The organism is Nocardiopsis aegyptia, from assembly GCF_013410755.1.
Taxonomy (GTDB): domain Bacteria; phylum Actinomycetota; class Actinomycetes; order Streptosporangiales; family Streptosporangiaceae; genus Nocardiopsis; species Nocardiopsis aegyptia.
In genome coordinates, this window is record NZ_JACCFS010000001.1 from 6045693 (window position 1) to 6060251 (window position 14559).

The window sequence follows — 14559 nt, forward strand, 5'->3', positions numbered from 1 at the left end:
CCCTCGGGCTCAGTCCTGGACGTGGAACGCCGCGGTGCCGCACGGCTCGCACGCGAACACGTATCCGTAGCCGTAGTCGCCGAAGTACACCGGCCGGTAGTGGCGGTCACTGGAGTTGAACTGCGCGACGAAGTCCATGCCGTGGCCGCAGGCGGCGCACTCCGGTGTGTCGTCGTCCTGGATCCAGGTGGGCGCGCCCGCCCACTGGCCGAGGAAGTCCGCGTAGGGGTGGCCTTCACGGTCGACCCAGGCGTCCCGCCCCTGGTAGAAGGACACGGGCGGGTCGTCCTCGGGATCGTCGGGATCGTCGGACGGTTCCACCTCGATCGGTGTGACCGCGATCCCCGCGGCGGGCAGGACCATCCGGTCCCCCTCGCGGTCGAGCGGCCCTTCCGATCCACCGGGCGGCTCCGTGGCCACGAGCCCCGCACACGGGAAGAGGAAGGCCGCGTGGGACGAGCCGTACATCGTCCCCGTCTGCACGCACCAGTCCAGGCAGTGGAACAGCGCGAGCACCGATCCGTTCCGCTCCTCCACCGACACCGACACTTCGGCCGACGCCTCGGCCGGGGCGGCCGGACCGGTCCCCGACAGGTCGATCTGTCCCATGAAGGCGAGGTTCCGGCGGCACGAGTCGTCGGCGCAGCGCGGCCACGGAGTTCCGGGCGGCAGCAGCGGCAGTCCGCCGACGCGGGTCCCCGCGGCGTCGTCGGCCACGGGGCCGTCGGCGTGCATCACGTGGAAGGTGTGTGAGGGCATGCCGGGACGCTAGCAGTCGGCGGGGACGTCAGCCCGCCGAGTCCTCCTCGGCGTCGACCGGTCCCAGCAGGTGCTCCAGGGCGTCGAGGGCGTCCTGCTCGGCCAGGAACACCACCGTGGCGCCCACCGACAGCGTCTGCCCGGGGTCGGGCGGCCGTACTCCGCCCGAGCCCAGGACGGCGACCAGGGCCACCCCCTTGGGCAGGGCCCGGGTCAGTTCGCGTTCGGGGCCGCCCACGAACGGGCTGGCGGCGTGCAGGACCGACTCGGCGATCTCCGCTCCGGGCAGCGGGGGCAGCGTCCCCTCGTCGTCGAGGTCCTCGTCCGCGGCGCCCTCGACCAGGTCGGCGATCAGCCGCGGCGGGGAGACCGCCAGGTCCACACCCCAGGACTCGTTGAACAGCCACTCGTTGACGGGGTCGTTGATCCGGGCGATCACCCGCGGCACGTCGAACTCGGTCTTGGCCAGCAGGGAGACCACCAGGTTCACCTTGTCGTCGCTGCTGGCCGCGATGACCACGTCGAAGTCGCCGAGCCGGGCGTCCTCCAGCGTGGCCAGCTCGCAGGCGTCGGCGAGCAGCCACTCCACCTGGGGCAGGTCGTCGACCCCGATCGCCCGCGTGTCGCGGTCGATGAGCAGGACGTCGTGGCCGTTGCCCGCCAGCTCCGTGGCGATGGAGCGCCCCACGCTCCCGGCTCCCGCGATGGCGATCCGCACCTCAACCACGCCCCGTTCCGTTGTCGCCGTCCAGGCGGCCCACCGTGTCCTCCAGTTCGCGCCCGTGCCCGACCACGTGCAGGACGTCGCCGCGCTCCAGGAGCCCGCCCGGGCCCGCGAGCACGATCCGCCCCTGCCGGGCCAGGTACACCACCCGCAGGTCCGCGTGCCCCTCCAGCTCGTCCACCGTGCGCCCGGCCCAGTGCTCGGGCAGCGTGACCTCCGTCATGGCCAGGGTGCCGGACGCGTCCTGCCATTCGGGGCCGGCGGTCAGGCGGCCGTCACCGGGCACCATGCGGCGCAGGACCGCGTCGGCGGTCCACCGCACGGTCGCCACCGTGGGGATGCCCAGCCGCTGGTAGACCTCGGCGCGGCGGGGGTCGTAGATCCGCGCGACCACGTTCTCCACACCGAAGGCCTCACGTGCGACCCGGGCGGAGATGATGTTGGAGTTGTCACCGTTGCTGACCGCGGCGAAGGCGCCCGCGCGGTCGATGCCGGCGGCCAGCAGGACCTCCCGGTCGTGCCCCACGCCGCGGACCCCGTGCTTGGACACCGAGCCCCGCAGCCGCCGGAACGCCTCCGGATCCTGGTCGATCACCGCCACGGTGTGCCCGAGGTCCACCAGTGTGTGCGCCAGGGTGGACCCCACCCGGCCGCACCCCATGATCACGATGTGCACCTGCCAGCACCCCTGTCGCCTCGTTGGCCGCGTCACGCCCGCGAGCCCTCTCAATCACACCATGCCACAAGGGCGCAGCCGGGCGAGTTTCCGCTGAACATGCCCTAGATTGGTAAGGATCGGTGGCTGTGCGTGCAGGGTCACCCGGAATGTGACCCGACCAGTGAAGGAACCCTTGTGACCCGTGTGGGCAACGAGTACGAACTGACCGTCGACGACGTCGCGCACGGCGGGTGGTGCGTGGGGCGCCACGACGACCAGGTGGTGTTCGTCCGCCACGCGCTGCCGGGTGAGCGGGTGCGCGTGCGCGTCACCGAGGAGACCACCCGCTTCCTGCGCGGTGAGGCCATCGAGATCCTGACCGCCTCCCCGGACCGCGTCGAGGCGCCCTGCGCCTTCGCGGGCCCCGGCAAGTGCGGCGGCTGCGACTGGCAGCACGCCTCCCTGGAGGCCCAGCGCCGGATGAAGGGGCAGGTCGTCTCCGACCAGCTCAGCCGGATCGCGGGCATCGAGCGCGAGGTCGTGGTCGAGGAGCTGCCCGGCACCCCCGACGGCCTGGGCTGGCGTACCCGGGTCCGCTTCTCCGTCGACGACGAGGGCCGCGCGGGCCTGCGCCGGCACCGCGCCCACGGCATCGAGCCCGTGGACCGCTGCCTGATCGCCCACCCGGGCGTGACCGAGCTCGGTGTGACCGAGACGCGCTGGCCGGACGTCAAGGACGTCGAGGCGGTCGCCTCCTCCACCTGCGCCGACCGCGCCGTCGTGGTCACTCCCACCAAGGCCAGGCTGACCACGCTCCCGGAGCTGAAGGCCTCCAGCGCTGTGCTGCGCCGCTTCAAGGGCGGCCGGGTCCAGGCCGTACGCGGTCGCCGCGGGGTCCGCGAGACGGTCGCCGGGCGCGAGTACCGGGTGAGCGCCGGCGGGTTCTGGCAGGTCCACCCGGCGGCGGGAGAGGTCCTGACCGCCGCGGTGATGGACGCCCTCAAGCCCCTGCCCGGCGAGACCGCCATGGACCTGTTCTGCGGCGCCGGGCTGTTCACCGGCGCGCTGGCCGAGGCCGTGGGCCCCGAGGGCCGGGCGATGGGCGTGGAGAGCGGGGCCGAGGCCGTGCGCGACGCCACCTACAACCTGCGCGACATGGAGCAGGTCCGGGTCGAGAAGAACGACGTGGCCGCGCAGCTGCGCGAGTGGGCGGACGTGCGCGCCGACGTCGTCGTGCTGGACCCGCCCCGCGCGGGCGCGGGCGTCAAGGTCGTGCGGTCGGTGACGGGCATGCGGCCGCGCGCGGTGGCCTACGTCTCGTGCGACCCGGCGACGCTGGCCCGCGACCTGGCGGAGTTCGAGCGCAGCGGTTACCGGCTGATGGACATCCGCGCCTTCGACGCGTTCCCGATGACCCACCACGTGGAGTGCCTGGCCGTGCTGGAGCCGGTCCACAAGGCCCGCCGCCACCAGGAGCAGGACCAGGACTGACATGACGACGGCGCACGCCCCGGATCCGAAGCGGACCGGGACGTGCGCCGTTCGTGCGTCATGCGGGTGTGAGGGAACGGAAGCGCCGACCCCGGTGATCAGCGCGTTCCACTCGTCCAGGGGGAACTCCAGGTGCCCGCGGTCGCGGTTCTGCGTGTCCCGCATCGCCGCCCCGACAGAACTCCGAGCCACCTCGACACAGTCCCCGCCGTTCCCGCCGCTGTGCGTGGACTTGTGCCACTGCCCGGCCATGTCCAGCCGCGCCTCGACGTAGTTTCTGCCGTTGGGTGGCGCGCTGCCCAGCGCTTCGCGCGACACCTGGAGCTGCGCGGGGACGGCGACGGCACGGCGCCGGTCGTCGAGGAGCTGGGCACGCTCCTCACCGAGCAGGGGCGGCCGGACGAGGCCCTGGCCGTGGTCGACGATCTGGCCCGACGCGACGGCGGCATGTCGGAGGAGTGGTTCGAGATGGGTGATGCTCCTGGCCCCTGCCGGACGGGTGGACCAGGCGATCGCAGAGACACGTGCCCGGTCCGACACCGGGGAGCCGAAGACGCCGGACGTGGCGCGTCCACCCGACCCGGCCGGGTGAGGACTCGTTCGACGACCTCTAGCCCGGGGGTGGTCGGCCAGGGGCGGACGGCTTCCGGACCTGCGGATTCGCTCACGTGCGGCGTCCTTCGCCGACCACTTTGCGAGGTTGGTCCGAACTCACAGGGCCGACCGTCCAGAGTGAGACCCCTGTTGCGGGTGCGTCATGGGAGGGCACCACCGCCGACATCGCGCCTTCCTAGCGTCGTCGGGGTCGGTATCCCCTTCCTGAGGACCCCCCATGGACTCCGAACGCCTCGCCCGACGTCCGCGCTGGATCACCCGGTGGGACCCGGAGGACACCCGCTTCTGGGACGAACACGGCTTCACCGTCGCCAACCGCAACCTGTGGGCCTCGATCGCGACCGAGCACCTGGGCTTCTGCGTGTGGAGCCTGTGGTCGGTGCTCGTGCTGTTCATGACGCCCGAGGCCGGGTTCGCCTTCACCGGCGGGCAGAAGTTCCTGCTCGTCTCGGCCGTCGCCCTGGTCGGTGCCGTGCTGCGGGTGCCCTACACCCTGCTCGCGCCGCGGGTGGGCGGCCGCACGTGGACGATGGTCTCGGTGGCGCTGCTGTTCGTGCCCACGGTGCTGGCCGCCGTCCTCATGCAGCGGCCCGAGACGCCCTTCCCCGTCTTCCTCGCCCTGGCGGCCACGGCCGGCCTGGGCGGCGGCAACTTCGCGTCGTCGATGACCAACATCAACTACTTCTTCCCCGAGCACCACAAGGGCCTGGCCCTGGGTCTGAACGCGGGCGGCGGCAACGTCGGGGTGGCCTCGGTGCAGTTCGCCGGACTCGCCGTGATCGCCGTGGCGGGTGCGGCGGTCGGCCACCTCCTGCCGCTGTTGTTCCTGCCCGCGCTCGCGCTGGGCGTGTGGGTGGCGTGGCGGTTCATGGACAACCTGGCGCACGCGCGCACCGGAGCGCGGACGCGGCTGCGCGCCTTCGGTGAACGCCACTTCTGGATCATGTCGCTGCTCTACGTGGGCGCGTTCGGCTCGTTCATCGGCTTCGGGTTCGCGTTCGGCCTGCTCCTCCAGGACGAGTTCGGCCGTACTCCGCTGGAGGCGGCGTCCATCGCGTTCGTGGGGCCGCTGGTCGGTTCCGTGATCCGTCCGCTCGGCGGCTGGCTCGCCGACCGCTTCGGCGGCGCGCGCGTCACCCTGCGGGCCTTCCTCGGCATGGCGGCCGTCGGCACGCTGGTGGTCCCCGCCCTGGCGGCGGGGTCGGTGCTGTTGTTCGTCGCGGTCTTCGCCGCCATGTTCGCGCTCACCGGGATCTGCAACGGGTCCACCTACAAGATGATCCCGTCCGTGTACGCGGCCCGCGCCCAGGACCTGGCGGCCAGGGGCGTGCCCGCGGAGGAGGCACGGGCACGGGCCGAGCACACCTCCAGCACACTGCTCGGCATGATCGGCGCGGTGGGGGCACTGGGCGGTGTCGGCATCAACATGGCCCTGCGCGAGTCCTACACCCGGTGGGACACGGCCGTGCCGGCGTTCGCGGTGTTCGTCGTGTTCTACCTGGTGTGCGCGCTGGTGACCTGGTCGTCCTACCGCAGGCGCCCGACCCGCGCCAGGTCGCGGCACGGGGAACGGGACCGTCGGGGCGTCGTCACCGGATGAGACGCGGGCCTGGGCCGGTCAGGCGCAGTCGGCGATCTCGTCCTTCGCATTTCAGGGGGGCGGTGATGTCCAGACCGGGGAAGTAGCTCATGAAGTCCTTCCTGTTCCGTGTCAAGAGTCGATATCCACGCACAGCCGCGTGGGCGCCGATAGAGAAGTCCGGCATGGGCGACGTCTTGCTTCCTCTTGCTTCCTCCCCGCCTGCCGTACTCGGCGTGCGCGGCCGCCGCGAGCTCGGCCGCCTTCCACGGCAGGTCCTCACGGTCCACGAGGTCGTCGAGGGCGGCGTCCAACTGGCCCGGGTCGGCCAGGCACAAGGACACCTCGGCATACACCAACTGGCTGATGACCACGCGTCCGGTGTCGGCCGCCTCGGCCAGCACGATCGCCGACCACTCGGCCCAAGCGGCGTCTTCCTTGATGACGTCGATGAGGACGCGGGAGTCGATCAGCGTGTCAGCCACGGATGCGCTCCAGGTACTCATCCGTACTCATATGGGCGTATTCGTTCCGCTGTTCGAGAGCCTGTAGGCGCATGATCAGGCGAGTCCCCCGGGTGCCCTCGTGGCTTGCGGGTGCGGTCCGGGCGTCGCGCTCCAGGAGTTCGCGAACATAGGCCTGAAGGCTCTTTCCCTGGCTGGCAGCGTGGGAACGGACCCTGTTGACGACTTCTTCCGGTACGTCTCTGATGCTCACATTGGTCATGGGAAGACCGCAGCATGCAGTGCATGCAATGCGTGCGTCTGCTCGTCTTCGGACGAACCGTGGGCCGGTCAGGCGCAGTCGGCGATCTCGCCCCAGGTCTGGTAGACCTCCGGCTCGAGCTCGGGGAAGATCCGCTCCCATTCGGCCACCGTGGCCTTGGTGTCCGCGCTCCCGGTGAGGGACACCCCCACCAGCTCGGCCAGCTCCAGGGTCGTGCCCTCCGGGGTGGACAGCGGCACCCACCGCTCCGCCAGGGCCTCCGCCGTCCGCTGCCGGGGCACGTCGTCGATCAGGGCCCGCAGCAGCTCCAGGTCGGCCGCCGAGGGGGAGTAGCTGCTGAGCATCATGGCCGCGGCCTCCCGCCGGTCGGCCGCGGGGACCTCGTGCGCGGTGCTCGCGAGCCAGGCCACGACCACGAACCTCGACTGCCCGGTGCCCCGGCACCACTCCCAGTCGTACTCGCCCAGGCCCAGCGTGGCCAGGGCGGCCGAACCGACCAGGATCGACCGCGTGTACGGCTCCTCGGTCTCCAGGTACTCGTACACCGTCACGGCGCGGTCGGACGGGACGTCCAGCTTCCGGTTGTAGGCGTCCCCGTCCTGCCACACCACGGGCAGGTCGTCGTGGGCGGCCTCGGGCAGCAGGGCCATGGACGGTCCGATCGCGCCGTGCCACTCGTCCACCCAGGCCTCGTAGCCGGGCAGGGGGCAGTACGTGATGCCGTCGCGGACCTGGCACTGTTCGGCGGAGGCCCCGTGGATCGCCTCGTCGGGGAAGGCCGTCTCGGTGGTGTAGGCCAGGCGCCCGTAGCCGACGGTTCCGGCCACGCCGACCAGCAGCACGGCCGCGGCCGCCAGCAGGGCCCCGCGCCGGGCCGGCCGGGCGCGCACGGCCGCGACGACCGCGACCAGTACGGCCGTCGCCAGGGCCGTGTAGGCGAGCTGTAGCGCGGCCAGCGGGATGACGGCCGGGCTCCGGAAGCCGAACGGGCGCTGGACCAGGTCGGTCACCCGGGACATCTGGTAGACGGCCGTCTCCAGGCCCATGTCCGTCACGGAGTACCGGTACAGCAGCAGGGCCGGGACGGCCAGGGACAGGGCGATCAGCGGCGCGTAGGTGCGCGTCCAGGCGACCACGGCGATCGCCGCCAGCGGCCCCGCGGCCGCGACCAGGAACGGGGCGGGGTGGGCCAGCGGGCTCAGCGTGCCGGCGAGGGGAGCGGACCGCAGGAACGGGTCCAGCAGCGCGACCGCCGCCATGACGGTGGTGGTGATCAGGGCCGACGCCGTGCTCAGGGCCATCAGGCGGCCCACCGGCCCCAGGACGGCGATGGTCCGCCGCGAGTGGGCGACCTCGCGCATCGCCGGGAAGCAGACCACGGCGGCCATCGTGGCCGCGACCACCGCGGCGGCGCCCTCCAGGGCGGAGTAGTACTCCGCGAGGGTGGGGGCCGTCGCCACCCAGTAGCGCGGCCAGGCGTAGAGGTAGACCGCCAGGGCCGTGCCCAGCCACAGCAGCGGGTTGACGGCCATCCGGCGCGCGTCGAACGCCGCCAGTCGCGCGAAGGTGGCCGTTCGGCTCACCGCGCGCCCCGCTGCACGCCCGTCAGCAGGAGGTAGGCGTCCTCCAGGGTGGGTTCGACGGCGGTCCGGTCGCCGGACGGCGCCGGTTCGCCGCGCCGCGTGGTCAGGACGCGGTAGCGGCCGTCGGCCAGCCGCCACGTGGTGACCCCGTCCCCGGGACGGCCCGTCTGCTCCCACACGTGGCCGCGGGCCCGGCCGATCAGCGTGGCCGGCGTGCCGTCGAAGACCACCCGCCCCCGGTCAAGGCACACCACCCGCTGGCACAGCGCCGACACGTCCTCGATCTGGTGGGTGGACAGCACCACGGTGCTGCGCACGGCCAGTTCCGAGACCAGATTGCGGAACAGGATGCGTTGTTCCGGGTCCAGGCCGACGGTCGGCTCGTCGAGCAGCAGCAGTTCGGGGTCGCCCATCAGCGCCGCGGCCAGAGCCAGCCGCTGACGCATGCCCCCCGACAGGCGCCGCACCCTGGTGTGCCGGCGCTCGGTCAGGCCCACGCGGTCCAGGCTCCGGCGGATCTCGTCGTGGCGGGCCCGGCGCCCGCCCAGTTCCTTGAGCACCGCCATGTAGTCCAGCAGCCCGAACGCGGTGAAGTGCGGGTAGAACTCCGGGTTCTGCGGCAGGTAGCCCAGCCGGCGCCGGATCTCGGTGCGCTCGGCGGCGTCGCCGGGATCGCGGCCCAGCACCCGCAGCCGGCCGGCGCTGACGTCCAGGTCCGTGGCCAGGCTGCGCAGGAGCGTGGTCTTGCCCGCGCCGTTGCGGCCCAGGAGCCCGGTGACCCCCGCCCCCAGGTCCAGGTCGACGCCGTCCAGGGCGTTGCGCGATCCGTACCGGCGCACCAGGCCGCGTGCGTGGATCGGCGCGGTGATCGTGGTCGGAGCACTCACGCCGGCCTCACCCTCAGGACGATCGCGGCGATCAGGGCGGCCAGCGCGGCGGCCCACCACAACTGGGACACGGGGGCGAAGAGTTCCAGGACCGAGACCTGGTCGGTGACGGCGAACAGCACCATGGCGAGCACCCACAGGCCGCCCACCGCGGCGCCGGCGGCGCTCATGTGCATCCAGCGGCTGAGCACGAGCGATCCGGCGACCAGCGTCAGGGACGGCAGCAGCCAGAACCCGGCGTTCCACAGGGTCGTGGGGGAGGGCATGAGCACCGCGGCCGCCGTGCACATCACCAGGGCGGGGAACAGGACCGCGCACGAGCGCAGGAACAGCAGCCGCTGCCCCGCCATCGGTGTGACCGAGGTGAGCGTGTGGGCGGGGTCCACGCCGCGCCCGTAGGCGACGGCGACGCCGACCAGGGGTACGACGGGCGCGGTGAAGGCGAACAGCAGGGAGCCGCGCGGCAGGTGGTAGGCGATCAGCAGGGCGGCGCCCAGGACCACCACGGTGGCCACGAGCCAGGCGCGGTACAGCTGCGGGGTGGCGGTCAGGAGTTTGGCGGTGGTCTGCCGCAGGCCCACAGCGGTCAGGCCGCGCTCCAGGAGGCCGACGCGGGGCCGGTCCACGATGTCGCGCAGGTCGGCCCAGCTGTCGGCCAGCCACGCCTCGTCGGCCGGTACCAGGGACCGGCAGGGCGGGCAGTGCATGAGGTGGGCCTCCACGGACATGGCGGTGACGTCGTCGACGGTGGACGACACGTACTCGTCGACTTGGGCGGGGGTCAGGTGCCAGCTCATGTCAGGGCCTCCCGTAGACGTGCCTTGGCGCGCATCACCCGTGTCTTGACCGTTCCCTCCGGGATCTGGAGGATCTCGGCGGCCTCACGCACGGTGAGTCCGTCCAGGACGGTGGCCTGGATGGCCGAACGCAGTTCGGGGGACAGGGTGTGCAGGGCGGCGCCCAGTGGCCCGTGCTCGATGTTGAGCAGCACGGTGTCCTCGGCGGAGGCGTCGCCGATGGTCTCGTAGGGTTCGGAGTCGCTGTCGGCGATCCACCGGTTGGCCCGTTTGCGCAGCTGGGAGATCAGCTGCCGGATCGCGATGGTCCACAGCCAGGCACCGGCGTCGGGGTCGCCGGGGCGGGGTGTGAACGATCCGGCGTTCTTCCACACCGCCAGGAAGGTCTCCTGGAGCGCGGCGTCGAGTTGGTCGGGGTCCGAACAGCGGTAGCGCAGCCGGGCGCGCAGCCAGGGGGCGTGTCTGCGGTGCAGTGTTTCCAGGGCTTCGGTGGAACCGTCGGCGACGGCCGCGAGCAGCACCGCGTCGGTGCTGTCGGGCGAGGGGGCGCGTCGTCGGGCGCGGCGGAGCAGCTTCACGTGATGGCTTATCGCGGTCGTGGCGGGGTTCGGTTCGGCCCGGTGGGTACGGCTGGGGGCACGGTTTTCCACAGTATCCGCGCGGCGTGTGCGCCGAGGCTGCGGCGGATGGGCGAAAATGGGGCGTATGCGCCTGAGGATCTTCCTTGAACCCCAACAGGGGGCCACGTACGAGGACCAGCTCGCCGTCGCCAGAGCGGCGGAGGACCTGGGATTCGACGCCCTCTTCCGTTCCGACCACTACCTCCACATGGGCGACACCGACGGGCTCCCCGGCCCGACCGACGCGTGGATCACTCTGGCCGGCCTGGCCCGGGAGACCTCCCGTATCCGTCTGGGCACCCTGATGACCGCCGCCACCTTCCGCTACCCCGGCCCACTGGCCATCTCCGTGGCCCAGGTCGACCGGATGAGCGGCGGCCGGGTCGACTTCGGTTTCGGCGCCGGGTGGTACGAGCAGGAGCACGCGTCGTACGGGATCCCCTTCCCCGCCACCGCGCGCGAGCGCTTCGACCGCTACGAGGAACAGCTCGACATCATCACCGGGTTGTGGTCGACCCCGGCGGGGGACACTTTCAAGTACGAGGGCAAGCACTACCGTCTGGCGGAGGGGCCCGCGCTGCCCAAACCGCAGCAGGGTCCTCGTCCGCCGGTCCTGATCGGGGGCACCGGGCCCAAGCGCACACCGCGCCTGGCGGCGAAGTTCGCCGACGAGTACAACGTGCCCTTCGCCTCACTCGAGGACACCGCCGCCGCCTTCGACCGGACGCGGGCGGCGGTCTCGGCCTCCGGGCGCACCGCGCCGATGGTCTACTCGGCCGCGCAGGTGCTGTGCGTGGGCCGTGACGAGGCGGAGATCACCGAGCGCGCCGACCGGATCGGCCGTCAGGTGCCGGAGCTGCGGGAGAACGGCCTGGCCGGGTCGCCCGACGAACTGGTGGACAAGATCGGCCGGTTCGGCGAGGCGGGCGCGGAGCGCGTGTACCTGCAGATGCTGGACATGTCCGATCTGGACCACCTGGAGCTGGTGGCCTCGCGGGTCGTTCCGCAGTTGGACTGACCGCGAACCGCGGGGGGCGGTCGCGGGGGCCGGGGAGCGACCCGATAACTTGATATCGAGATACAAGTTGGATACCTTGACATCAAGATAACTGCGGGGCTCCCCCCGGCCCGCTCCAGGGCAGCGGTTCTGACGGACGCCCGAGAAGGCGAAGGCCACCCCGCGGCCCATCGGCCCCGCGTCCGCTCAGAAGCGGCAGGTCCCGCTCCCGCCCGACGAGGCGGGATGCTGGGGACAAAGTGGCGAGATCAGGAGGCAGACACCGTGTCCGCGAACAGCTTCGGCGCCCGTGACACGTTGCGCGTTGGCGACGAGTCGTACGAGATCTTCCGGTTGGACGCCGTGCAGGGCGCCAACCGGCTTCCCTACAGCCTGAAGGTGCTGCTGGAGAACCTCCTGCGCACCGAGGACGGCTCGAACGTCACCGCCGACCACATCAGGGCCCTGGGCGAATGGGACGCCGCGGCGCAGCCCAGCCAGGAGATCCAGTTCACCCCCGCGCGGGTGATCATGCAGGACTTCACCGGCGTGCCCTGCGTCGTCGACCTCGCCACCATGCGCGAGGCCGTCCGCGACCTGGGCGGCGACCCGGACAAGATCAACCCGCTCGCCCCCGCGGAGCTGGTGATCGACCACTCCGTCGTCGTCGACCTCTTCGGTCGCCCCGACGCGTTCGAGCGCAACGTCGAGATCGAGTACGAGCGCAACTACGAGCGCTACAAGTTCCTGCGCTGGGGCCAGACCGCCTTCGACGAGTTCAAGGTCGTCCCGCCCGGCACCGGCATCGTGCACCAGGCCAACATCGAGCACCTGGCCCGCGTGACCATGTCCCGCGGCGGCCAGGCCTACCCCGACACCTGCGTCGGCACCGACTCGCACACCACCATGCAGAACGGCCTGGGCATCCTGGGCTGGGGCGTCGGCGGTATCGAGGCCGAGGCCGCCATGCTCGGCCAGCCGATCTCCATGCTCATCCCGCGCGTGGTCGGCTTCAAGCTGACCGGTGAGCTCAAGCCCGGCACCACCGCCACCGACCTGGTGCTCACCATCACCGAGCAGCTCCGCGAGCACGGTGTGGTCGGCAAGTTCGTCGAGTTCTACGGCGACGGCGTCGCGTCCGTGCCGCTGGCCAACCGCGCCACCATCGGCAACATGAGCCCGGAGTTCGGTTCCACCGCCGCGATCTTCCCGGTCGACGACGAGACCATCCGGTACATGAAGCTGACCGGCCGCTCCGCGCAGCAGGTCGCCCTGACCGAGGCCTACGCCAAGGCCAACGGCTTCTGGCACGACCCGTCGGTCGAGCCCGTCTTCTCCGAGTACCTGGAGCTGGACCTGGGCGACGTCGTCCCGTCGATCGCCGGCCCCAAGCGCCCGCAGGACCGGATCGCGCTGTCCGCGGCGAAGCCGACCTGGCGCCACGACGTCCAGAACTACGTCTCCGACGACGAGGCGGGCAAGGAGTCCTTCCCGGCCTCCGACGCCCCGGCCGCGTCCGCGAACAGCCGTCCGCACCGCCCGGTCAAGGTCACCATGGCCGACGGCACGGAGACCGAGATCGACCACGGCGCCGTCGTGATCGCCGCGATCACCTCGTGCACCAACACCTCCAACCCCTCGGTCATGCTGGGCGCCGCCCTGCTGGCCAAGAAGGCGGTGGAGAAGGGCCTGACCCGCAAGCCGTGGGTCAAGACCTCCATGGCCCCGGGCTCCAAGGTCGTCACCGACTACTACGAGCGCTCCGGCCTGACGCCCTACCTGGACAAGCTGGGCTTCAACCTGGTCGGCTACGGCTGCACCACCTGCATCGGCAACTCCGGTCCGCTGCCCGAGGAGATCTCCAAGGCGGTCCAGGACAACGACCTCGCGGTCTCCGCGGTCCTGTCCGGCAACCGCAACTTCGAGGGCCGGATCAACCCGGACGTGAAGATGAACTACCTGGCCTCGCCGCCGCTGGTGGTCGCCTACGCGCTGGCCGGCTCGCTCGACGTGGACATCACCACCGAGCCCCTGGGCGTCGGCAAGGACGGCCAGCCGGTCTTCCTGGCCGACATCTGGCCCACCGCCGAGGAGATCCAGCAGGTCATGGACTCGGCCATCGCCTCGGACATGTACGAGTCCGCGTACTCGGACGTGTTCGCCGGCGACGACCGCTGGCGCTCGCTGCCCACGCCCACCGGCAACACCTTCGAGTGGGAGGGCGAGTCCACCTACGTGCGCAAGCCCCCGTACTTCGACGGGATGGACGCCACCCCGGCGCCGGTCACCGACATCTCCGGTGCCCGCGTGCTGGCCAAGCTGGGCGACTCGGTCACCACCGACCACATCTCCCCGGCCGGCGCCATCAAGCCGGGCACCCCGGCGGCCGACTACCTGAAGGCGAACGGCGTGGAGCGCCGCGACTTCAACTCCTACGGCTCGCGCCGCGGCAACCACGAGGTGATGATCCGCGGGACGTTCGCCAACATCCGGCTGCGCAACCAGATCGCGCCGGGCACCGAGGGCGGCTACACCCGCGACTTCACCCAGCCCGACGCGCCGGTGTCGTTCATCTACGACGCCGCGCAGAACTACGCCGAGCAGGGCACCCCGCTCGTCGTCCTGGGCGGCAAGGAGTACGGTTCCGGCTCCTCGCGCGACTGGGCGGCCAAGGGCACCAGCCTGCTGGGCGTGCGCGCGGTCATCACCGAGTCCTACGAGCGCATCCACCGCTCCAACCTGATCGGCATGGGCGTGCTGCCCCTGCAGTTCCCGCAGGGCCAGTCCGCCGACTCCCTCGGCCTGACTGGTGAGGAGACCTTCTCCATCACCGGCGTGACCGAGCTCAACGAGGGCCGCGTCCCGAGCACGGTGAAGGTGACCACCGACACCGGCGTCGAGTTCGACGCCGTGGTGCGCATCGACACCCCGGGTGAGGCCGACTACTACCGCAACGGCGGCATCCTGCAGTACGTGCTGCGCCAGCTCATCGCGAAGTAGTCCACCAGGCTCCGCCCGCGCCCACAACGGCGCGCCGCGCGGTTCACCGGGGCCGCCACCGTCCGACCGACGGTGGCGGCCCCGGCCTCGTTGTGACAGGTGGGAGCCGGGGTCCCCACGCGC

12 protein-coding genes and 1 pseudogene are annotated in these 14559 nt (G+C 71.7%); 4 read left to right on the forward strand and 9 right to left on the reverse strand.

Annotated features, from left to right (window positions below; translation table 11 throughout):
• Positions 1-9: 9 nt before the first annotated feature.
• Genes HNR10_RS27030 through HNR10_RS27040 form a run of 3 tightly spaced genes read right to left on the reverse strand, consistent with a single transcriptional unit; the run spans position 10 to position 2159 of the window.
• A complete protein-coding gene (locus HNR10_RS27030) occupies positions 10-759 on the reverse strand; it encodes a hypothetical protein (RefSeq protein ID WP_179828341.1) in 750 nt (249 codons plus the stop codon).
• A gap of 28 nt (positions 760-787) precedes the next feature.
• On the reverse strand, positions 788-1486 hold the full coding sequence (locus tag HNR10_RS27035) for a potassium channel family protein (protein WP_179828343.1): 699 nt from the start codon (positions 1484-1486) through the stop codon (positions 788-790).
• A complete protein-coding gene (locus HNR10_RS27040) occupies positions 1479-2159 on the reverse strand; it encodes a potassium channel family protein (RefSeq protein ID WP_179828345.1) in 681 nt (226 codons plus the stop codon). The genes HNR10_RS27035 and HNR10_RS27040 overlap by 8 nt, the downstream gene beginning before the upstream one ends.
• A gap of 177 nt (positions 2160-2336) precedes the next feature.
• On the opposite strand from HNR10_RS27040, the gene HNR10_RS27045 reads away from it, so the two are divergent.
• On the forward strand, positions 2337-3632 hold the full coding sequence (locus HNR10_RS27045; RefSeq protein ID WP_179828347.1) for a class I SAM-dependent RNA methyltransferase: 1296 nt from the start codon (positions 2337-2339) through the stop codon (positions 3630-3632).
• A 99-nt stretch (positions 3633-3731) separates the two neighbouring features.
• Here HNR10_RS27045 and HNR10_RS27050 read toward each other — a convergent pair.
• Positions 3732-3884, reverse strand: a pseudogene (locus tag HNR10_RS27050) (DUF397 domain-containing protein); the annotation flags it as partial.
• 580 nt (positions 3885-4464) lie between these two features.
• On the opposite strand from HNR10_RS27050, the gene HNR10_RS27055 reads away from it, so the two are divergent.
• A complete protein-coding gene (locus tag HNR10_RS27055; protein ID WP_179828349.1) occupies positions 4465-5847 on the forward strand; it encodes an MFS transporter in 1383 nt (460 codons plus the stop codon).
• A gap of 456 nt (positions 5848-6303) precedes the next feature.
• Here HNR10_RS27055 and HNR10_RS27060 read toward each other — a convergent pair whose 3' ends face one another.
• The 5 genes from HNR10_RS27060 to HNR10_RS27080 all read right to left on the reverse strand — a co-directional run bounded on the left by HNR10_RS27060 (position 6304) and on the right by HNR10_RS27080 (position 10397).
• Positions 6304-6543, reverse strand: a complete 240-nt coding sequence (locus HNR10_RS27060; RefSeq protein WP_179828358.1) for a FitA-like ribbon-helix-helix domain-containing protein — start codon at positions 6541-6543, stop codon at positions 6304-6306.
• 77 nt (positions 6544-6620) lie between these two features.
• Positions 6621-8135 carry a hypothetical protein gene (locus HNR10_RS27065; RefSeq protein WP_179828359.1) on the reverse strand — a complete coding sequence of 505 codons (1515 nt, stop codon included), beginning with the start codon at positions 8133-8135 and terminating at the stop codon, positions 6621-6623.
• The gene (locus HNR10_RS27070) at positions 8132-9022 is read right to left on the reverse strand and encodes an ABC transporter ATP-binding protein (RefSeq protein ID WP_179828368.1); all 891 of its coding nucleotides are present in this window, start codon (positions 9020-9022) and stop codon (positions 8132-8134) included. The genes HNR10_RS27065 and HNR10_RS27070 overlap by 4 nt, the downstream gene beginning before the upstream one ends.
• Positions 9019-9819, reverse strand: a complete 801-nt coding sequence (locus HNR10_RS27075; protein ID WP_179828370.1) for a zf-HC2 domain-containing protein — start codon at positions 9817-9819, stop codon at positions 9019-9021. The genes HNR10_RS27070 and HNR10_RS27075 overlap by 4 nt, the downstream gene beginning before the upstream one ends.
• A complete protein-coding gene (locus HNR10_RS27080) occupies positions 9816-10397 on the reverse strand; it encodes an RNA polymerase sigma factor (RefSeq protein WP_053619580.1) in 582 nt (193 codons plus the stop codon). Before HNR10_RS27080 ends, HNR10_RS27075 begins: the two co-directional genes overlap by 4 nt.
• 127 nt (positions 10398-10524) lie before the next feature.
• Here HNR10_RS27080 and HNR10_RS27085 point away from each other — a divergent pair, with 127 nt between their 5' ends.
• Both HNR10_RS27085 and acnA read left to right on the forward strand, forming a co-directional pair.
• On the forward strand, positions 10525-11457 hold the full coding sequence (locus HNR10_RS27085; protein ID WP_179828372.1) for an LLM class F420-dependent oxidoreductase: 933 nt from the start codon (positions 10525-10527) through the stop codon (positions 11455-11457).
• A 264-nt stretch (positions 11458-11721) separates the two neighbouring features.
• Entirely contained in the window at positions 11722-14436 is a 2715-nt protein-coding gene (acnA, locus tag HNR10_RS27090; protein WP_312889426.1) for an aconitate hydratase AcnA, read from the forward strand.
• Positions 14437-14559 lie beyond the last annotated feature (123 nt).